The sequence below is a fragment of the Rhizobium halophilum genome, assembly GCF_021648825.1.
Lineage (GTDB): Bacteria > Pseudomonadota > Alphaproteobacteria > Rhizobiales > Rhizobiaceae > Neorhizobium > Neorhizobium halophilum.
The window spans coordinates 12,908-26,945 of record NZ_JAKJHS010000009.1 but is presented as its reverse complement, the minus strand read 5'-3'; the positions used below and the strand labels follow the sequence as shown (position 1 = coordinate 26,945).

Here is a 14,038-nt window from a genome sequence, read left to right as displayed (position 1 = left end):
CCGAGCCGGTTTGGCGATGGCACACGATGCCTTCCGAGACCGGCTGGAGAAAGTAACAAGGCGGTGATGCGTCCCGCACGGCTGATGCTGCGAAAACACCTCAGCGCTTGAGGCGATAGGTCTCGTGGCAATCGCCGCAGGTTGCGCCGAGCGCCTTCATCGCGCCGCCGACGCCCGCCTGATCAGTTGGCATGGCGGCCAGCAACGTGTCGGCCACGCCGGCAAGCTTATCGGACTTTGCGCGGAAATCCTCCGCATTATCCCAGATCGCGGGAGCAGCCTCCGTCTCCATCCCTGTCTCGGTCCCGGCGGGAAACTGGTCGGGAAAGGCCTTGGCATTGGCGCTGATCGTTTCGAGAGATGCCTGCACGACGGACGCGTCATAGGGTTTTTCTCCCTTGGCGATCGCCCCCAGAGCTCCCATGGACTGGCCGATCGCCTTCATCTGGCTCTGCCGCACAGCCTGCGGCTCCTCCTGAGCGAAGGCGGCGGACAGACAGACGCAGCCGAGGGCTGCTCCAAGGACGAGAGACGTCAGACGCATGCAGTGCTTCTCCTGGTTGGGCCGGGCGGTCCCCGACGTGATGCGCCGCAACATGCCTCCTATGCCTGTTGCCACCAAGTCACAAAGCGGTGAGATCTTGTGCAAAATCAAGCGCCTATGTCTTGATTTCGTCATATAAGCCATCCGCGCACCCCCTCCCAGAACGTCACGAGCGACACGGCTACGAGCAGGAGCCCAGCGCCCCGGCCGATCCAGATCGTCACGCGGTCGTTGCCGACGATCGCCTGGCGAACGAAGGCTGCCGCCAGCGCCAGTCCGCCATAGACGGCAAGCTGCGTCGCCGCCGTCATCGCGCCCATCACCACCGCCTGCGGCGCCAGCGGACCAAACTCAGGGCGGAGGAACTGCGGGTAGATTGCGAGCATGAAGAGGTAGGCCTTGGGGTTGATCAGGCAGGTGATGGCGCCGCGGCGGAAGGCTTGCCAGTGACTTCGGGTGCCAGCCGGGCCAACACCTTCGATGACGATCGAGCTGCGCATCAGGGTCACACCGATCCAGGCCATGTAGAGGGAGCCGGCGATCAGGAGCGGGGTAAACAGCATGGGCACCAGATGGGCCAGAAGCCCAACCCCGACGGCGCCGTAGAGGGAGTGGACGGCACCACCGGCCATGATCCCAGCCGTCGCCGCCAGCCCGGACGCTCGCCCGCGGCTCAAGGAGTTCGCCAAAACGAAGATCATGTCCATGCCCGGCACGATGATGATGCCGAAAAGGAGGGTGAAGAAAAGCCAGAGGTTTTCACCGTAGGTCATGTCAGTTTTCCTGTCGCCCGGCACTGCCCAAAAACCGGCAGGCGCTTGTTTTTCAGTTGCATGCGTGGCGATATACGGGAGTGCAACTGACAGCGTTGTGTCAGGAGGCGACGGCGGGGAGGCAGAAAATGCGCAAGGCTTCGCGGCTGTTCGAGATCATCCAGATCCTGCGGCTGGCAAAGAAGCCGGTGACGGCCGCCGAAATGGCGGCGCAGCTGGAAGTGACGGTGCGCTCCATCTACCGCGACATCGTGGAACTTCAGGCGATGCGGGTGCCGGTGGAAGGGGGCCGCGGCATCGGCTACATCCTGCGGCCGGGTTTCACCCTGCCGCCGCTGATGCTGACGGTGGAGGAGACGGAGGCGATCGTGCTGTCTTTGGCGCTCCTGGAACGCACCGGCGATACGGGGCTGAGGCAGGCCGCCAAGCAGGTGAACCGAAAGATTGCCGCCGCCGTTCCGGCGCCGCTTGCCGCCACCTTCTCCACCAATGCCCTGCATGCCTGGGGCAGCAGCGCGCCGGCGCCCGAAGCCGTGGATCTTGCCATGGTCCGCGGAGCGATCCGCGAGGAGCGAAAGCTTGCGCTGGACTACCGGGACGAGTTCGGCCGATTGACGGAGCGAACGATCCGGCCGATCGCGCTGATCTATTACTCGCAGACGGCCAATATCGTCGGCTGGTGCGAATTGCGGCAGGCGATCCGCAATTTCCGCGCCGACCGGGTGGAGCATTGCGAGCCGGCGCAGGCGTTCTTTCCCGGCGAGGGCGACGGTCTGCGCAAGCTCTGGGTCGAGGGTTGGCAGGTGACTGCCGGCGCTGCCTAGAAGGGAAGAACGCGGCCTTCTTCGCGGCCGAAGCCGGTGATCACCAGCCGGTCGGCAAAGACCTCGGCAAGGGCGAAGGCGTTCTCCCGCTCAGTATCCACCATTCCCTTGAAGTTGACGTACCAGGTCGAGCCGTGACGCCCGAGGTTGCCGGCGTGATTGTGACCGTTCAGGTAGGCGAGCACATTGCCAGAGCGTTCGAAGAGGTCCACCAGCCGCTGCCAGTCCCAGAGGTTGTGCTCGTTCTCCGGGTAAAGCGGATAATGGCCCATCACCACCACCTTCTCACCCGCCGCCGCGGCCTCGGCGAGCACACGGGAAAGCCAAGCAAACTGTTGCTCGCTGACACCGCCGTTCCAGCTCTGGGCGTTCACGGCAGCCGCGCGCGTCAACGCCTTCAGCCGGCCAGCCGCGCGGTCGCGGCGCGGATCGCCTTCGGGTGTGGAGAACAGGCTTTCCTCGTTGCCGTCGATCACCACGAACCGGATGCCGTTTCGGGAGAAGTGGTGGTAGGCCGCGGGCATGGAGAATTTTTCGTGAACCTGTGAAAGGCGTTCGGGCGCGACCAGAAAATCGTGGTTACCGGGAAGCAGGATCTTCTCGTGGCGGAGCAGCGTGTAGCGGGCGAGCACCGCGTCGAAATTGTCGTAACCGCGATCGATCAGGTCGCCGAGGGTGACGGCGAAGGCGAGATCCTGCGCGTTGAAGGTGGCGATCGCGTCGTCGAGCTTGTCGAGACTGTTGGCGAAGTAGCGGTTGAGGGCGAGATTGGGTGGCAGTGGTGCGTATTGCGGATCAGCAATGACGCCGAAGCGGATCAGGGGCGTTGCGTGAGGCATGTAAAGCTCTGAAATGTTGCGAGCGCCATAGATCATTCGAACATGACAGGCCTGTGAAGACCATCCCGGCCGCGAAAAGCCTGCGCTGGAAGTACCTTCGCCGGAGGAGGACAGCCTCTACTGCGAAGGAGCCTCCATCGGCAACAAGTCGCGCCTCATCTTTCTGCAGAACGTGAATCACCGCCCGGCTCCCTAGTATATATGCTTAAACTATGCTTAACGCTTTCCAGGGCACCACTATAGGGGGAATCTATGCGTTACCTGCCACTGGCCAGCATGGCCGCCGTTGTACTTTCGCTTGCAGCCTGCAATACCATGTCCAAGGAAGAATGCCGCGTGGCCGACTGGGCCGTCGTTGGCGATACGGACGGCGCGGCCGGCTACAACCCGCAGAGCCGGTTTGCCGACCACGTGCGCTCCTGCTCCAAGAGCGGCGCCGTTCCAGACCAAACCCGCTGGTACGAAGGCTATCAGGCCGGCTTGCGGCGCTACTGCACGCCGTTGAACGGCGCCTCCACCGGAGAAGCCGGGCGGGCCTACCACAATGTCTGCCCACCGGAACTCAACTCCGACTTCATGCGCGGCTACAGCCTCGGCAAGCGCGTCCATGACCTGCGCTCGCGCATCAGTTCGCTCAATTCCAGCGCCAGTTCCAAGGAATACGAGGCCGACAAGCTTCATGACGAACGGAAGAAGGCAGAGGGCAAGAAGCGGCGCGAAATCCGCGACCGGATCGACGACCTGGAGCGCGACCGCCGGCGCATGCGCCGCGAAGCCGACGACCTGGGCTATGAGTTGAGCGAGGCCGAGCGGGATCTCGCCTTCTTCCGGCAGAACCCGACCGCGCAGTTTTCGCCCGGCTACTGAGCATGAAAAAAGGGCTCCGGCGATGACCGGAGCCCTTTGCGGTTCTGCCTGAGCAGGATTTACTTCGTAGCGGCTTCGTAGCGCTCGAGCACGTAGTCCCAGTTGATCAGGTTGTCGACGAAAGCTTCAAGATACTTCGGACGGGCGTTGCGGTAGTCGATGTAATAGGAGTGCTCCCAGACGTCGACGCCGAGGATCGGATCGGCGCCGTGAACCAGCGGATTTTCGCCGTTCGGGGTCTTGGAGATCTCCAGCTTGCCGTTCTTCACCGACAGCCAGGCCCAGCCGGAGCCGAACTGCGTGGTACCGGCGGCGACGAAATCGGACTTGAACTTCTCATAGCCGCCGAGATCGCTGTCGATCGCCTGCTGAAGCACGCCCGGAAGCTTGGTGCCGCCGCCGTCCTTCTTCATCCAGTTCCAGAAGTGGATGTGGTTGTAGTGCTGACCGGCATTGTTGAACAGCGTCTGGTGCGTGCCATAGGACTTCTTGATCACCTCCTCGACGGAGAGATCGCCCATGCCGGCTTCCGAGGCCAGCTTGTTGCCGGTGTCGACATAGGCCTTGTGGTGCTTGTCGTGGTGGAATTCGAGCGTTTCCGCCGACATGTAAGGTGCGAGAGCATCATAGGCATAGGGAAGTTCGGGAAGTTGAAAGGCCATGGTCTTACTCCTTTTCGGCAAAACACCGTGAACAGCGTCGTGCCGGAACATAGGTTCCAGCCGGGCAAGTGGCAACCGGCGAGGTTCCAAAAATCAGGTGGAACGAGGCAAAGACTTGCGGCATTCTCCGCCCCCGGAAAACACGACTGCACCCTCCACCGGAGCGCTCCATGCCATACCGCAACATCCTCGCGACCATCACCCTCCTTGCCGCAGCCGGCAGCGCCTCTGCCGCTTCGGATGATGCCTGGGCGCAATTTGCCAGAACCGTCGAGGAGAAATGCCTTGCCGCGGCGGCCGACATGATCGAGGCGCCGAGGGCGGTGGTCGATCCCTTCGGCAGCGAGCGCTTCGGGCTCGCCATCCTTACCGGCAAGGCCAAGGGCGCGGACGCCACGATCAGCCATATCTGCGTCATGGACAAGCAGAGCGAGACCGTCGAACTCGGCAGCGAGCTCTCCGCCGACGAGCTGCGGGTGACGCCCGGCGAGTGAGATCAGGCCGCGCGGCGGAAGGCGAAGCGCTTGCCGTCGCTGGTGGAGACGAGGCCCATGCGGAAGAGCGAAGCCAGCACCGCCTGAACGGCCGGCAGGCACTTGCGGCCTTGTTTGAACGACGAGGCGATGGCAAGCGCATCGACCGCACCCTCGGCTTCCATCAGTTGGTGCAGGACAGCCGGCGTCTGGTCGCGCTCGTCCGACGGGAAGCTCGGCTTGGGACCGGAAACGGCAGCGAGGATCGCTTCGCCGAGATCGGCTTCAAGCTGCTCTTCCTTTTCCCTAGCCGAGCCGAAGCGCGGGATCTGGTAATCGGGGCGCAGCCAGCGCACGAGGCCGCGCCTTTCCTCCTTCGCCCGCTCCTTGTTGAGCGCAACGAGACGCGCCAGCACCTCCTCTTCCGCCAGATCCACCGGCCAGCCATAGGCATCCGCCACGGCGGCATCGAGCTTTTCGTGCAGTTCCTTCAGGATCAGCACGAGGCCTTCATCGAAGATGCGGCGCTCCTTGGCGTCGAGGTCGTCCGGCGCGGCGCCGCCTTTGAGCCGCTCCAGCACGTTGTAGAGCCCGGTCAGCGTCAGGTGCGGATGCTCGGCCAGCACGCGCTTGCGGTGGGCGTCGAGTTCCTCGGCGATGGCGCCGATGGCGGCTTTTTGGGCGTCCGTCGCGGCGGGGAATGGGAAGGGGTCGAAGCAAATAGTTTTAGAATAACGGGGAGTTGGTCCCAGTTGCGCCGCGCATACCCTCACCCATGCCGTATGAGGCCTTGACGAAAGAACACCAAGCAAAAACGGCGAGTCACTTGCTAGCACGACGAGCATGTTGTCGGGAAGGATAGCCTCCTCAAGAAACTGAAAAGTGCGATGCTTAGCGGTCTCGACCGTGGCGATATAGCGCGACAGACCGGATAGGGCTTTACGCAACTCAGGTACGTTCTCCCCGAATAACCACCAGTTTAGCCGTCGGTAGTCCCTATTGTTCCAGTCTCGCCCGACCTTCATCTCCTTTCCGTCCTTGATGAGGATCTTCTCTTTCACTTCCAGCTTCACATGCTGATAAATCTCTGGATATCTGGCTCTTACCTGGTCATCGGTCATACCGTAGAGATCGATTACCAGTACATCGCGGGGACGGTCCATCAGGTCGCGACCATTCCGGTACTCTCGAAGATGCCTCTCGATTCCGGGGCGAGACCCTAGGCCCCATTTGATTGCCGTGGGCCTCTCTATGATGAAGCCGGCACCGTGGAGCTTCATCCCAGGTGCGCAGATACCTTCACCAGCCTTCAGCTTTGAGGCGGTGGTTATGTCTACACCAATGGTGAGATCAGGATTGATTCGCCCTCTTCGTTCCTCGAAGAGGATCACCGGGCTGTCGGTCTCCACCGCTTCCTCCGCCGTCACCTCCAGCAGGCGGCCGTCGTGCTTGCCGGCTTCGGCCACCGTCATGGCGATCCGCACGGCTGCGCTGTCGCGGGTGACCTTGGTCCAGGGGTGATCGGGAATGGCCATCACCAGCGAGAGCGGCTTCTTGGCGTTGAGATGCGGCTCCATGACCCGGCGCTGGAAGACCTGGCTGATGGAGTTGGTGGTAATAAAGCCGAAGCGTTTCAGGCCGCTTTTCGGCTTCAACAGGATTCCCGCCGCCCGATCCCACCAGTACATGACGAAATCGGCGCTTTCGTTCATGTGCTTGTGCGCCTTCCACAGCGCCTGCGCATAACCAGAACCCATGCGGGCGCGGATATCCTTGCCGCCGACGAAGGGCGGGTTGCCGACGATGTAATCCGCCTTCGGCCAGTCCGGGCGGCGCGGGTTGGGATAGGTCTCCACCCCGTCCACAACTTTCGGCATCGGGTAGCCATCCCATTTCAGCACCGCATCCATGTTCTGGATGTTCCTGAACGCCTTCAGGATCGGCTCGGACGGGGCAATCCCGCGGTTGCGGAAATGCCATTGCAGGTGACCGATCCAAAGCACGAGTTCGGCGATGGCCGCAGCGCGCGGATTGACCTCGAGGCCTAAGAACTGGTGCGGGTCAACCGTATGGCTTTCGAGCGCCAGCCCTTCTTGGCCGCCTAGGTTGACCAGCGCTTCCAGCACCTCGCCTTCCAGCCGCTTCATCAGTTCCAGCGAGACATACAGGAAGTTGCCGGTGCCGCAGGCGGGGTCGAGCACGCGCGTTTCGCAGAGCCTGTCGTGAAAGGCGCGCACGGTGCGGATCGCCGCTTCCGCCTTGCCTTCCGATTTCTGCCGGTCGGCGGTGGAGCGGGCGCTGTCCCATTCATCACGCAGCGGATCGATGACGGTGGCGATGACGAGGCGTTCCACATAGGCGCGCGGCGTATAATGGGCGCCGAGCTTGCGACGGTCGGCGGGATCGAGCGCCTGCTCCAGGAAGGTGCCGAAGATGGCCGGTTCGACATCCTTCCAGTCGTGGTTGGCGGCCGCCAGAAGCTCGCCGATCTCTTCCTTGGCGAGCTTCAGCGCCCGGCGGTTCTTGAAGAACTCGCCGTTGAACCTCTTCACCTTCTCGCGGATGGTCGCGGTGAAGCCACCCTCATCCATGGCGCGCCAAAGGTCTTCCATCATGCCGGGGAAGATTTCGGGCTTGTCGACGCAGTCCTTCAACAGTTCCTTGAAGCAGTCCTTCGGCAGAAGCTCCACGTCCTCGGCAAACATGGTGAAGAGCATGCGCATGAGGAAGATGGCCACCTCTTCCGTCGGATAGCCGGACTTCTCCAGCGCCTGGCTGACCTTGGCGATGCGCGCCGCGATCTCGCGTGTCACCTTTGCGGCATGGCGGGAAGGGTCGTGCGAGACGGGGTCGGTCCAGATCGCCTTCAGTCGCTCACGCACCTTCTCGTCGCGCAGGTCTTCCAGGTAGATGCGGAAGGAGCGGCGGTCGGGGAACTGGTCATAGGCCTTCCCGTCGCGACGGAAATTGGCATAGACCTCGATCGCGTGGCCGACATCGCAGACCAGCACAAAGGGCGGCGGCTCGTGAGAGGCGGGCAGCAGGCGGACGTAGTTCTCGGCCTGGGCGCGCGCGTTCATCATCAGCACGTCCCAGGAGCGGTTGGCGCTGGCGCGGCGGCCGCGGGGCGAGGATTCCATGCCGGGAAGCTGCGGGGTGTCGGCAATCTGCTTGTCACCCGAAAGCCGGCTCTGCTTGGCCTCAAGGACGAAGCAGTCCTTCTTGTAGAGGTCGATGCGCTTGTGGGAGGTCGAGCCGTCGCGGGCTACCTCCTTCACCACGCGCTCGAAGACGTAATCGTTGGTTTCCGTGGTGGCGGAAGCCGGATCGGGATGGGGCAGACCCAGCAGATCGTCAGTTCCGTCAGGAAAAGCGCGTAATTCGCCCTTTCCTGCCCACCTTCCTGCCCCTGCCAGCGGGCGATGAACGCCTCAACCTGTGCCTGCACTCTCGTCCCCTGCCCTGTTCGGGAGCATTCTTAATGCCGTGGGGACGAGACGCAAGACGGGATGAGGCCTCAGGCGGCGGTGGAGCGGGCCCAGTCCATGTAGAGGTCGAGCGCCTTGCGGGCGACGGGGCCTTCCTGGAGGTCGCGGTCGTCGAGCCTGGTGACCGGCACGATCTTGGAATAATTGCCGGAGGTGAAGATCTCGTCGGCGTTCTTGAAGTCTTCCACCGTCAGCGTCACCTCGCGCACGTCAAACCCGTTCTGGCGCAGAAGCGTCATGACGCGCGAGCGGGTGATGCCGGAGAGGAATGTGCCGTTGGCGATCGGCGTCATCACCACGCCGTCCTTGACCATGAAGATGTTGGAGGAGGCGGTTTCGGCGACATTGCCGTTCATGTCGCGCATCAGGGCGTTATCGAAGCCGCGGTTCCGCGCCTCGATGATGGCGCGACCGCTGTTGGGATAAAGGCTGCCGGTCTTGGCGCCGGTCATCGCCACTTCCGGGTTGGGACGGCGGAAAGGCGAGACGGTGAGCGAGGAGGGCTTTGCCGTGTGCATCGGCGCTTCGAACAGGCAAAGGGCGAAACGGGTGGACTCCGGATCCGGGGCCACGACGCTGTAGGCGGTGCCGTGCTCGGCCCAGTACATGGGCTTGATGTAGATCGCTGTCTTGCCGTCGAACTTCTTGACACCTTCCAGCGCCAGCCGTTCGATCTCTTCCGCCGTCATGGTGGGCTTCATGCCCATATTGGTGGCCGAGCGGTTGACCCGTTGGCAATGGAGGTCGAGGTCGGGCGAGAGGCCGTCAAACCAGCGCGCACCGTCAAACACCGTGGAACCCAGCCACATGGCATGCGAGGTGGGTCCGATCAGCGGCGGGTTGCCTTCCAGCCATTCGCCGTCGACATAGGTCCAGGTTGCGGTGCGGGGTGCGGTGTTGACGGGCATTTCGGTCTCCTTGCGATGTCGGGCGAGTGAAGGCTTGCGCGGCGCAGGAGGTCAAGGGGTTTCTTGCTGCGGATTTTTCTGGGCGCGACATCTTCGACGCTCTCAACCCGCTGCAGAAAAAGGGCTTTTGGGATCCTTCGTGAGGCGCGCAAATGAGTGCATCACAAAAAATCATGGAGGCGCGGCCCGTCAGGAGCGGGACGGCGGGGGCAGCAGCAGGCTCTGGTTCGGGCGCACCGCCTCCATCGGCGGGGTCTCCAGGCGGGATGTGCCGAGGCCGTCGATCAGCACGAGGCTCAGCACCACGCCCAGCAGAAAGAGGAGGAAGAGAAGAAAGGGCAAGCGCATAACGGCTCTCCAGGTTGGAACGCAAAACTCATCCAAGCTCGGCATGGGCAGCACATCGCCTCGATGCCGGACACGTCCATTTCAGCGCAAAAATGCGTCCACCCGATGGCAAGAGCGGGTGCGCAGGGTCACCTTCAGACCCGTCGCGTGTGCATCCGCACGGAACCCGCAGATGCCTCGGACGTTCCCGAGACCAAGGCGGCAACAGTTGATCCCAAACCTTGGTACACTCTCAAAGCACGGGACTGGTGGACGATGACTACGATCTTGGCGGAAGGTGAAAGCTGCTGGCGAAAAGCCCGTGCCGACCGCTTTTCCGTCATCATCGACGCGGCCGATTTTTTCCGTCTGGCAAAGCAGTCGATGCTGAAGGCGAAGCGCTCGATCTACATGATCGGCTGGGACTTCGACACGCGAATCCGCCTGGAGCCGGGCAACAAACAAGCCGAGCGGCCGGACAAGCTGGGGCGGTTCCTCAGCTCGCTCGCCAAGAAGAACAAGGATATCGACATCCGCATCCTCAAATGGGATGTCGGCCTGATCGCCTCCCTCACGCGCGGCGAGACGCCGTTCTACATGCTGCGCTGGCTGTTCAACGATCGCATCCACCTGAAGCTCGATGGCGCTCATCCGCCCATGGCGGCGCACCACATGAAGCTCCTGGTGATCGATGACAAGGTCGCCTTCTGCGGCGGGATCGACATGACGATCTGCCGGTGGGACACGCGCGAGCACAAGGAGAATGATCCCGCCCGCCACTCGCCGCGCGGGTTCCAGGAGGACCCCTGGCACGACGCCACCTCCTGCTGTTCGGGAGCAGCTGCTGTGGCTCTCGCGGAACTCGCGCGCCACCGGTGGCAGATGGCGACCGAGCAAGTCCTGGAGCCGGTCGACACGGACGGCGACCCCTGGCCGGACGACCTTGCCGTCGAATACGAGGATGTGGAGATCGGCATCGCGCGCACGGCCCCGCAGTACGGCGATCGAAAGCAGGTGGTGGAGATCGAGACGGCGACACTCGCCATCATCGCGGCGGCCCGCCGGTCGCTCTACATCGAGAGCCAGTATTTTGCCTCACGCCACATCGCCGAAGCGATCGCCAAGCGGCTGAAGGAGCCGGACCCTCCGGAAATTGTCCTGATCAATCCTGAAAAGACATACGGGTGGCTGGAATCCAAGACCATGGATGCGGCCCGGATCCGGCTGATGAAGCTGGTCAAGGATGCCGACCATCGCGACCGCTTCCGGATCTACTATCCCGTCAACGCGGCGGGCACGTCCATTTATGTCCACGCAAAGCTGATGATCGCAGATGATCGCATCCTGAAGATCGGATCGGCCAACCTCAACAACCGCTCGATGGGATACGATACCGAGTGCGACGTCATCCTCGAGGCAAAGGAGGACGAGCCGGAGCTGCGCCGCAGCATTCTGGAGGAGCGCAGCGGGCTGCTTGCGGAGCATCTTTCCCGTTCGCCGAAGGAGATCGACGAGGGATTGGCCGCCGCAGATGGATCGATGATCACCTTGATCGACCGCCTGAACAGGGCGGAAGGCCGCGGCCTTCGTCCCGTCCCCATGCGCGAATTGACGGCAGACGAGAAGATGGTGGCGGAATCAGACCTGACGGATCCGGAGCGACCCTCCGGCGTGCGCTACCGGCCTTCCCGCTTCCTGCGCAACCGGTTCCGCCACAAGGCCGCCGTTTGATGAGATCCGAGGGAGCGCAGATGGCTGCCGGCGGGCTTGCCGCAGGAACAGGCTACTTGCTCTAGAGGACGCTGCTTGCATGATCGGGGGCCGTACCGGCTCTCCCCGGGAGCCGCAGGCGATGCGTTGGCGATGAAGCCGGTTGACCGATCCCCTTGCGGATCCATCTAGCGGGTATCGCTTTTCTCGGCGCCACGCCGTTTCGATCCCAAAGGAGCTTAACATGCATTCAGTCAGCGCCAATGGCGCCAATATTCCAGCTCTCGGCTTCGGCACCTTCCGCATGCCCGACGAGGACGTCTACCGTATCCTGCCCGAGGCCCTGAAGCTCGGCTTTCGCCATGTCGATACCGCGCAGGTCTACAAGAACGAGGCCTCTGTCGGCGACGTCATCCACAAGTCCGGCGTTCCGCGTGCCGACATCTTCCTGACCACCAAGGTTTGGGTCGACCGCGTTGGCCATGGCGCTTTCATCACCTCGGTGGACGAGAGCCTGACGAAGCTGAAGACGGACTATGTGGACCTACTGCTTCTGCACTGGCCGCAGAGCGAGATGCCGCTTGCCGACCGCATGGGTGCTCTGAATGAACTGCGGAAGGCCGGCAAGGTGAAGAATATCGGGGTCTCGAATTTCTCCACTGCACTGATGGCAGAAGCGGTTCGGCTTTCGGATGCGCCAGTCGTCACCAACCAGATCGAATACCATCCCTATCTCGACCAGACGAAGGTGATCGAGGAAGCGCGCAAGACCGGCATGTCGATCACCGCCTACTACCTGATGGCGGACGGCAAGGTGCCGCAGGATCCGGTGCTAAAGGAAATCGGTGCCCGCCACGGCAAGACGGCGGCGCAGGTGGTGCTGCGCTGGGCGGTGCAGCAGAAGGACGTCATCGCCCTTTCCAAGACCGCAACCGAAAGCCGGCTCGCAGAGAACTATGACATCTTCGACTTTGCTCTGGGGGATGACGAGATGGCTCAGATCCACAAGCTGGCGCGGCCCGACGGCCGGATCGTCAATCCGGGGCACCTGGCGCCGGAGTGGGACTAGGAGCGCCCGGTCTAAGCCACAACGAGAAAAGCCGCCGGTGACACCGGCGGCTTTCAAACCACGAGGGAATGATCAGACGAACTGGCTGAGGCCTGGCACTGAAGCGACGACGGTGTCGACGGTCTCGTCACCGGCATGTTCACGAGCGACCTTGATGGTTTCCTTCGCAAGCGAGGTGATCTCGCCCATGCCCAGCCCAAGGCTCATCAACTGCTGGCCAAGCGCCATGACGCCACCGCCGAAGCTTGCCATCAGACCGCCAAGCAGGCCACCGCCGCCCTGGCCTTCGCCGTTGAACCGGGCAACCAGTTCGGGGGCGCCGGGAATGGATTCGATCATCCGGGCGACCGCCGCGTCGTCGGCTTCGCGCTGCAGGAAGCCCAGCATCATGCCAACAGCCATTTCCGCAGTGTCAGGGGCCATGCCAACCTTGTCGGCGACGCGTGTCACGAGTTCGTTCATTGGTGTTTCTCTCCTCGATGTTTTGACGTTGACGTCAAGGTAATACAGAAGCGCGCGCATCGTCCAGAGGCAAATGTGCAGATTGACCTGGTCCGATCAAGAGGATGCCTTGCCGACGTGGTCAGCCATATAGGCACCCCGCTCACCTATCGGCTGCTCCGCACCCGTTGTCGTGTCCTGCGCCGTCTGATGCTCGAGTTCAGCGTTGATTTCGGCCCCGACAATGACGATGATGACCGAGACCCACATCCAGAACATGAAGCCGATCAAGGCGCCCAGCGCGCCGTAAGTGGCATTGTAGTCGGCGAAATTGGACAGATAGTAGGACACAGCGAGCGAAGCGATCAGCCAGAATATCGTTGCGAACCCGGTGCCCCAGGTAAGCCAGCGCGCTCGGGCCGGCTCTCGACTGGGTCCATACCGATAGAGGAGGGCGATGCCGCCTAACACGAAGAGCAGCATCAAGGGCCAGCGCAGCAGGCTGATGGCCGTTTCCGCCCAGCGGCCGATCGACAGGAAGGATAGAACCGCCGGCACGACGCCCACAGCCACCGTCAACACGATGACCAGAATCAGCGTGCCGAGCGTGAACAGCAGGGAGACGCCGGTGAGTTTGAGGAAGCTGCGCTTCTCCTCCTCCTCATAGGCCACGTTCATGGCCTGGAAGAGCGCCTTGATGCCGTTGTTGGAACTCCAAAGGGCGATGCCTAGACCGGCGATCAGGCCTATGCTCAAGGTTGAACTGTCCTGACTGGCAAGCGAACGCAACTGCTCAACGAACATATCGAGAGCATCGCCGGGCATGACCGTCCGCAGGAACTGGATGCGTTCGGCGATCTGGCTAGGATTGGCAAAAAATCCATAAAGAGAGACCAGTGCCGAAATGGCGGGAAACAGGGCCAGCAGGAGATAGTAGGTCACGCCGGCGGCGACGAGCATCACGCGGTCTTCGCTAATGGCAGCGTAAAGGCGCCAGAAGACGTCCTTCAGGCCCTTGGATGGGATCTGGTGCGGTGTCTTCGCCTCCCGCCCCCTCCCCGGTTCGCGCTTTTCCGCTTTGACTGCATCGTCCTGCACGTCTCTGCTCCCTTA

Annotated in this window: 15 protein-coding genes; 5 read left to right on the top strand and 10 right to left on the bottom strand. The window is 62.5% G+C overall.

Annotation, left to right across the window (positions count from 1 at the left end; all coding sequences use genetic code 11):
* Window positions 1–100: 100 nt before the first annotated feature.
* Window positions 101–544 carry a c-type cytochrome gene (locus tag LXM96_RS16195; RefSeq protein ID WP_239999596.1) on the bottom strand — a complete coding sequence of 148 codons (444 nt, stop codon included), beginning with the start codon at window positions 542–544 and terminating at the stop codon, window positions 101–103.
* A 131-nt stretch (window positions 545–675) separates the two neighbouring features.
* Window positions 676–1,317: a LysE family translocator gene (locus LXM96_RS16190; RefSeq protein WP_239999595.1), complete on the bottom strand. Its 642-nt coding sequence runs from the start codon at window positions 1,315–1,317 to the stop codon at window positions 676–678.
* A gap of 128 nt (window positions 1,318–1,445) precedes the next feature.
* Here LXM96_RS16190 and LXM96_RS16185 point away from each other — a divergent pair, with 128 nt between their 5' ends.
* Window positions 1,446–2,141: a helix-turn-helix transcriptional regulator gene (locus tag LXM96_RS16185; protein ID WP_239999594.1), complete on the top strand. Its 696-nt coding sequence runs from the start codon at window positions 1,446–1,448 to the stop codon at window positions 2,139–2,141.
* Here LXM96_RS16185 and LXM96_RS16180 read toward each other — a convergent pair.
* Window positions 2,138–2,980, bottom strand: a complete 843-nt coding sequence (locus tag LXM96_RS16180) for a metallophosphoesterase (RefSeq protein ID WP_239999593.1) — start codon at window positions 2,978–2,980, stop codon at window positions 2,138–2,140. The genes LXM96_RS16185 and LXM96_RS16180 overlap by 4 nt on opposite strands.
* 252 nt (window positions 2,981–3,232) lie before the next feature.
* On the opposite strand from LXM96_RS16180, the gene LXM96_RS16175 reads away from it, so the two are divergent.
* Window positions 3,233–3,847, top strand: coding sequence for a DUF2799 domain-containing protein (locus LXM96_RS16175; protein WP_239999592.1), 615 nt, complete (start codon window positions 3,233–3,235; stop codon window positions 3,845–3,847).
* Window positions 3,848–3,906: 59 nt separating this feature from the next.
* Here LXM96_RS16175 and LXM96_RS16170 read toward each other — a convergent pair whose 3' ends face one another.
* Window positions 3,907–4,509 carry a superoxide dismutase gene (locus tag LXM96_RS16170; protein ID WP_239999591.1) on the bottom strand — a complete coding sequence of 201 codons (603 nt, stop codon included), beginning with the start codon at window positions 4,507–4,509 and terminating at the stop codon, window positions 3,907–3,909.
* A gap of 170 nt (window positions 4,510–4,679) precedes the next feature.
* On the opposite strand from LXM96_RS16170, the gene LXM96_RS16165 reads away from it, so the two are divergent.
* The gene (locus LXM96_RS16165) at window positions 4,680–5,003 is read left to right on the top strand and encodes a hypothetical protein (RefSeq protein WP_239999590.1); all 324 of its coding nucleotides are present in this window, start codon (window positions 4,680–4,682) and stop codon (window positions 5,001–5,003) included.
* Window positions 5,004–5,005: 2 nt separating this feature from the next.
* Here the strand turns inward: LXM96_RS16165 and LXM96_RS16160 are convergent, their stop codons facing one another.
* From LXM96_RS16160 to LXM96_RS16150, 4 genes are all read right to left on the bottom strand, one after another.
* Window positions 5,006–8,323 (bottom strand): class I SAM-dependent DNA methyltransferase, encoded by a 3,318-nt coding sequence (locus tag LXM96_RS16160; RefSeq protein ID WP_317208267.1) that lies wholly within the window; start codon window positions 8,321–8,323, stop codon window positions 5,006–5,008.
* Window positions 8,257–8,430 (bottom strand): hypothetical protein, encoded by a 174-nt coding sequence (locus LXM96_RS21745; protein WP_317208260.1) that lies wholly within the window; start codon window positions 8,428–8,430, stop codon window positions 8,257–8,259. Before LXM96_RS21745 ends, LXM96_RS16160 begins: the two co-directional genes overlap by 67 nt.
* A 69-nt stretch (window positions 8,431–8,499) precedes the next feature.
* Window positions 8,500–9,378, bottom strand: a complete 879-nt coding sequence (locus tag LXM96_RS16155; RefSeq protein WP_239999589.1) for a branched-chain amino acid aminotransferase — start codon at window positions 9,376–9,378, stop codon at window positions 8,500–8,502.
* A 189-nt stretch (window positions 9,379–9,567) separates the two neighbouring features.
* Entirely contained in the window at window positions 9,568–9,726 is a 159-nt protein-coding gene (locus LXM96_RS16150; RefSeq protein ID WP_239999588.1) for a hypothetical protein, read from the bottom strand.
* Window positions 9,727–9,981: 255 nt separating this feature from the next.
* On the opposite strand from LXM96_RS16150, the gene LXM96_RS16145 reads away from it, so the two are divergent.
* Both LXM96_RS16145 and LXM96_RS16140 read left to right on the top strand, forming a co-directional pair.
* The gene (locus LXM96_RS16145) at window positions 9,982–11,436 is read left to right on the top strand and encodes a phospholipase D-like domain-containing protein (protein ID WP_239999587.1); all 1,455 of its coding nucleotides are present in this window, start codon (window positions 9,982–9,984) and stop codon (window positions 11,434–11,436) included.
* A 223-nt stretch (window positions 11,437–11,659) separates the two neighbouring features.
* The gene (locus LXM96_RS16140; protein WP_239999586.1) at window positions 11,660–12,484 is read left to right on the top strand and encodes an aldo/keto reductase; all 825 of its coding nucleotides are present in this window, start codon (window positions 11,660–11,662) and stop codon (window positions 12,482–12,484) included.
* A 72-nt stretch (window positions 12,485–12,556) separates the two neighbouring features.
* Here the strand turns inward: LXM96_RS16140 and LXM96_RS16135 are convergent, their stop codons facing one another.
* Both LXM96_RS16135 and LXM96_RS16130 read right to left on the bottom strand, forming a co-directional pair.
* Window positions 12,557–12,946, bottom strand: a complete 390-nt coding sequence (locus LXM96_RS16135; protein ID WP_239999585.1) for a hypothetical protein — start codon at window positions 12,944–12,946, stop codon at window positions 12,557–12,559.
* A gap of 96 nt (window positions 12,947–13,042) precedes the next feature.
* The gene (locus LXM96_RS16130) at window positions 13,043–14,023 is read right to left on the bottom strand and encodes a YihY/virulence factor BrkB family protein (RefSeq protein ID WP_239999584.1); all 981 of its coding nucleotides are present in this window, start codon (window positions 14,021–14,023) and stop codon (window positions 13,043–13,045) included.
* Window positions 14,024–14,038: the final 15 nt, after the last annotated feature.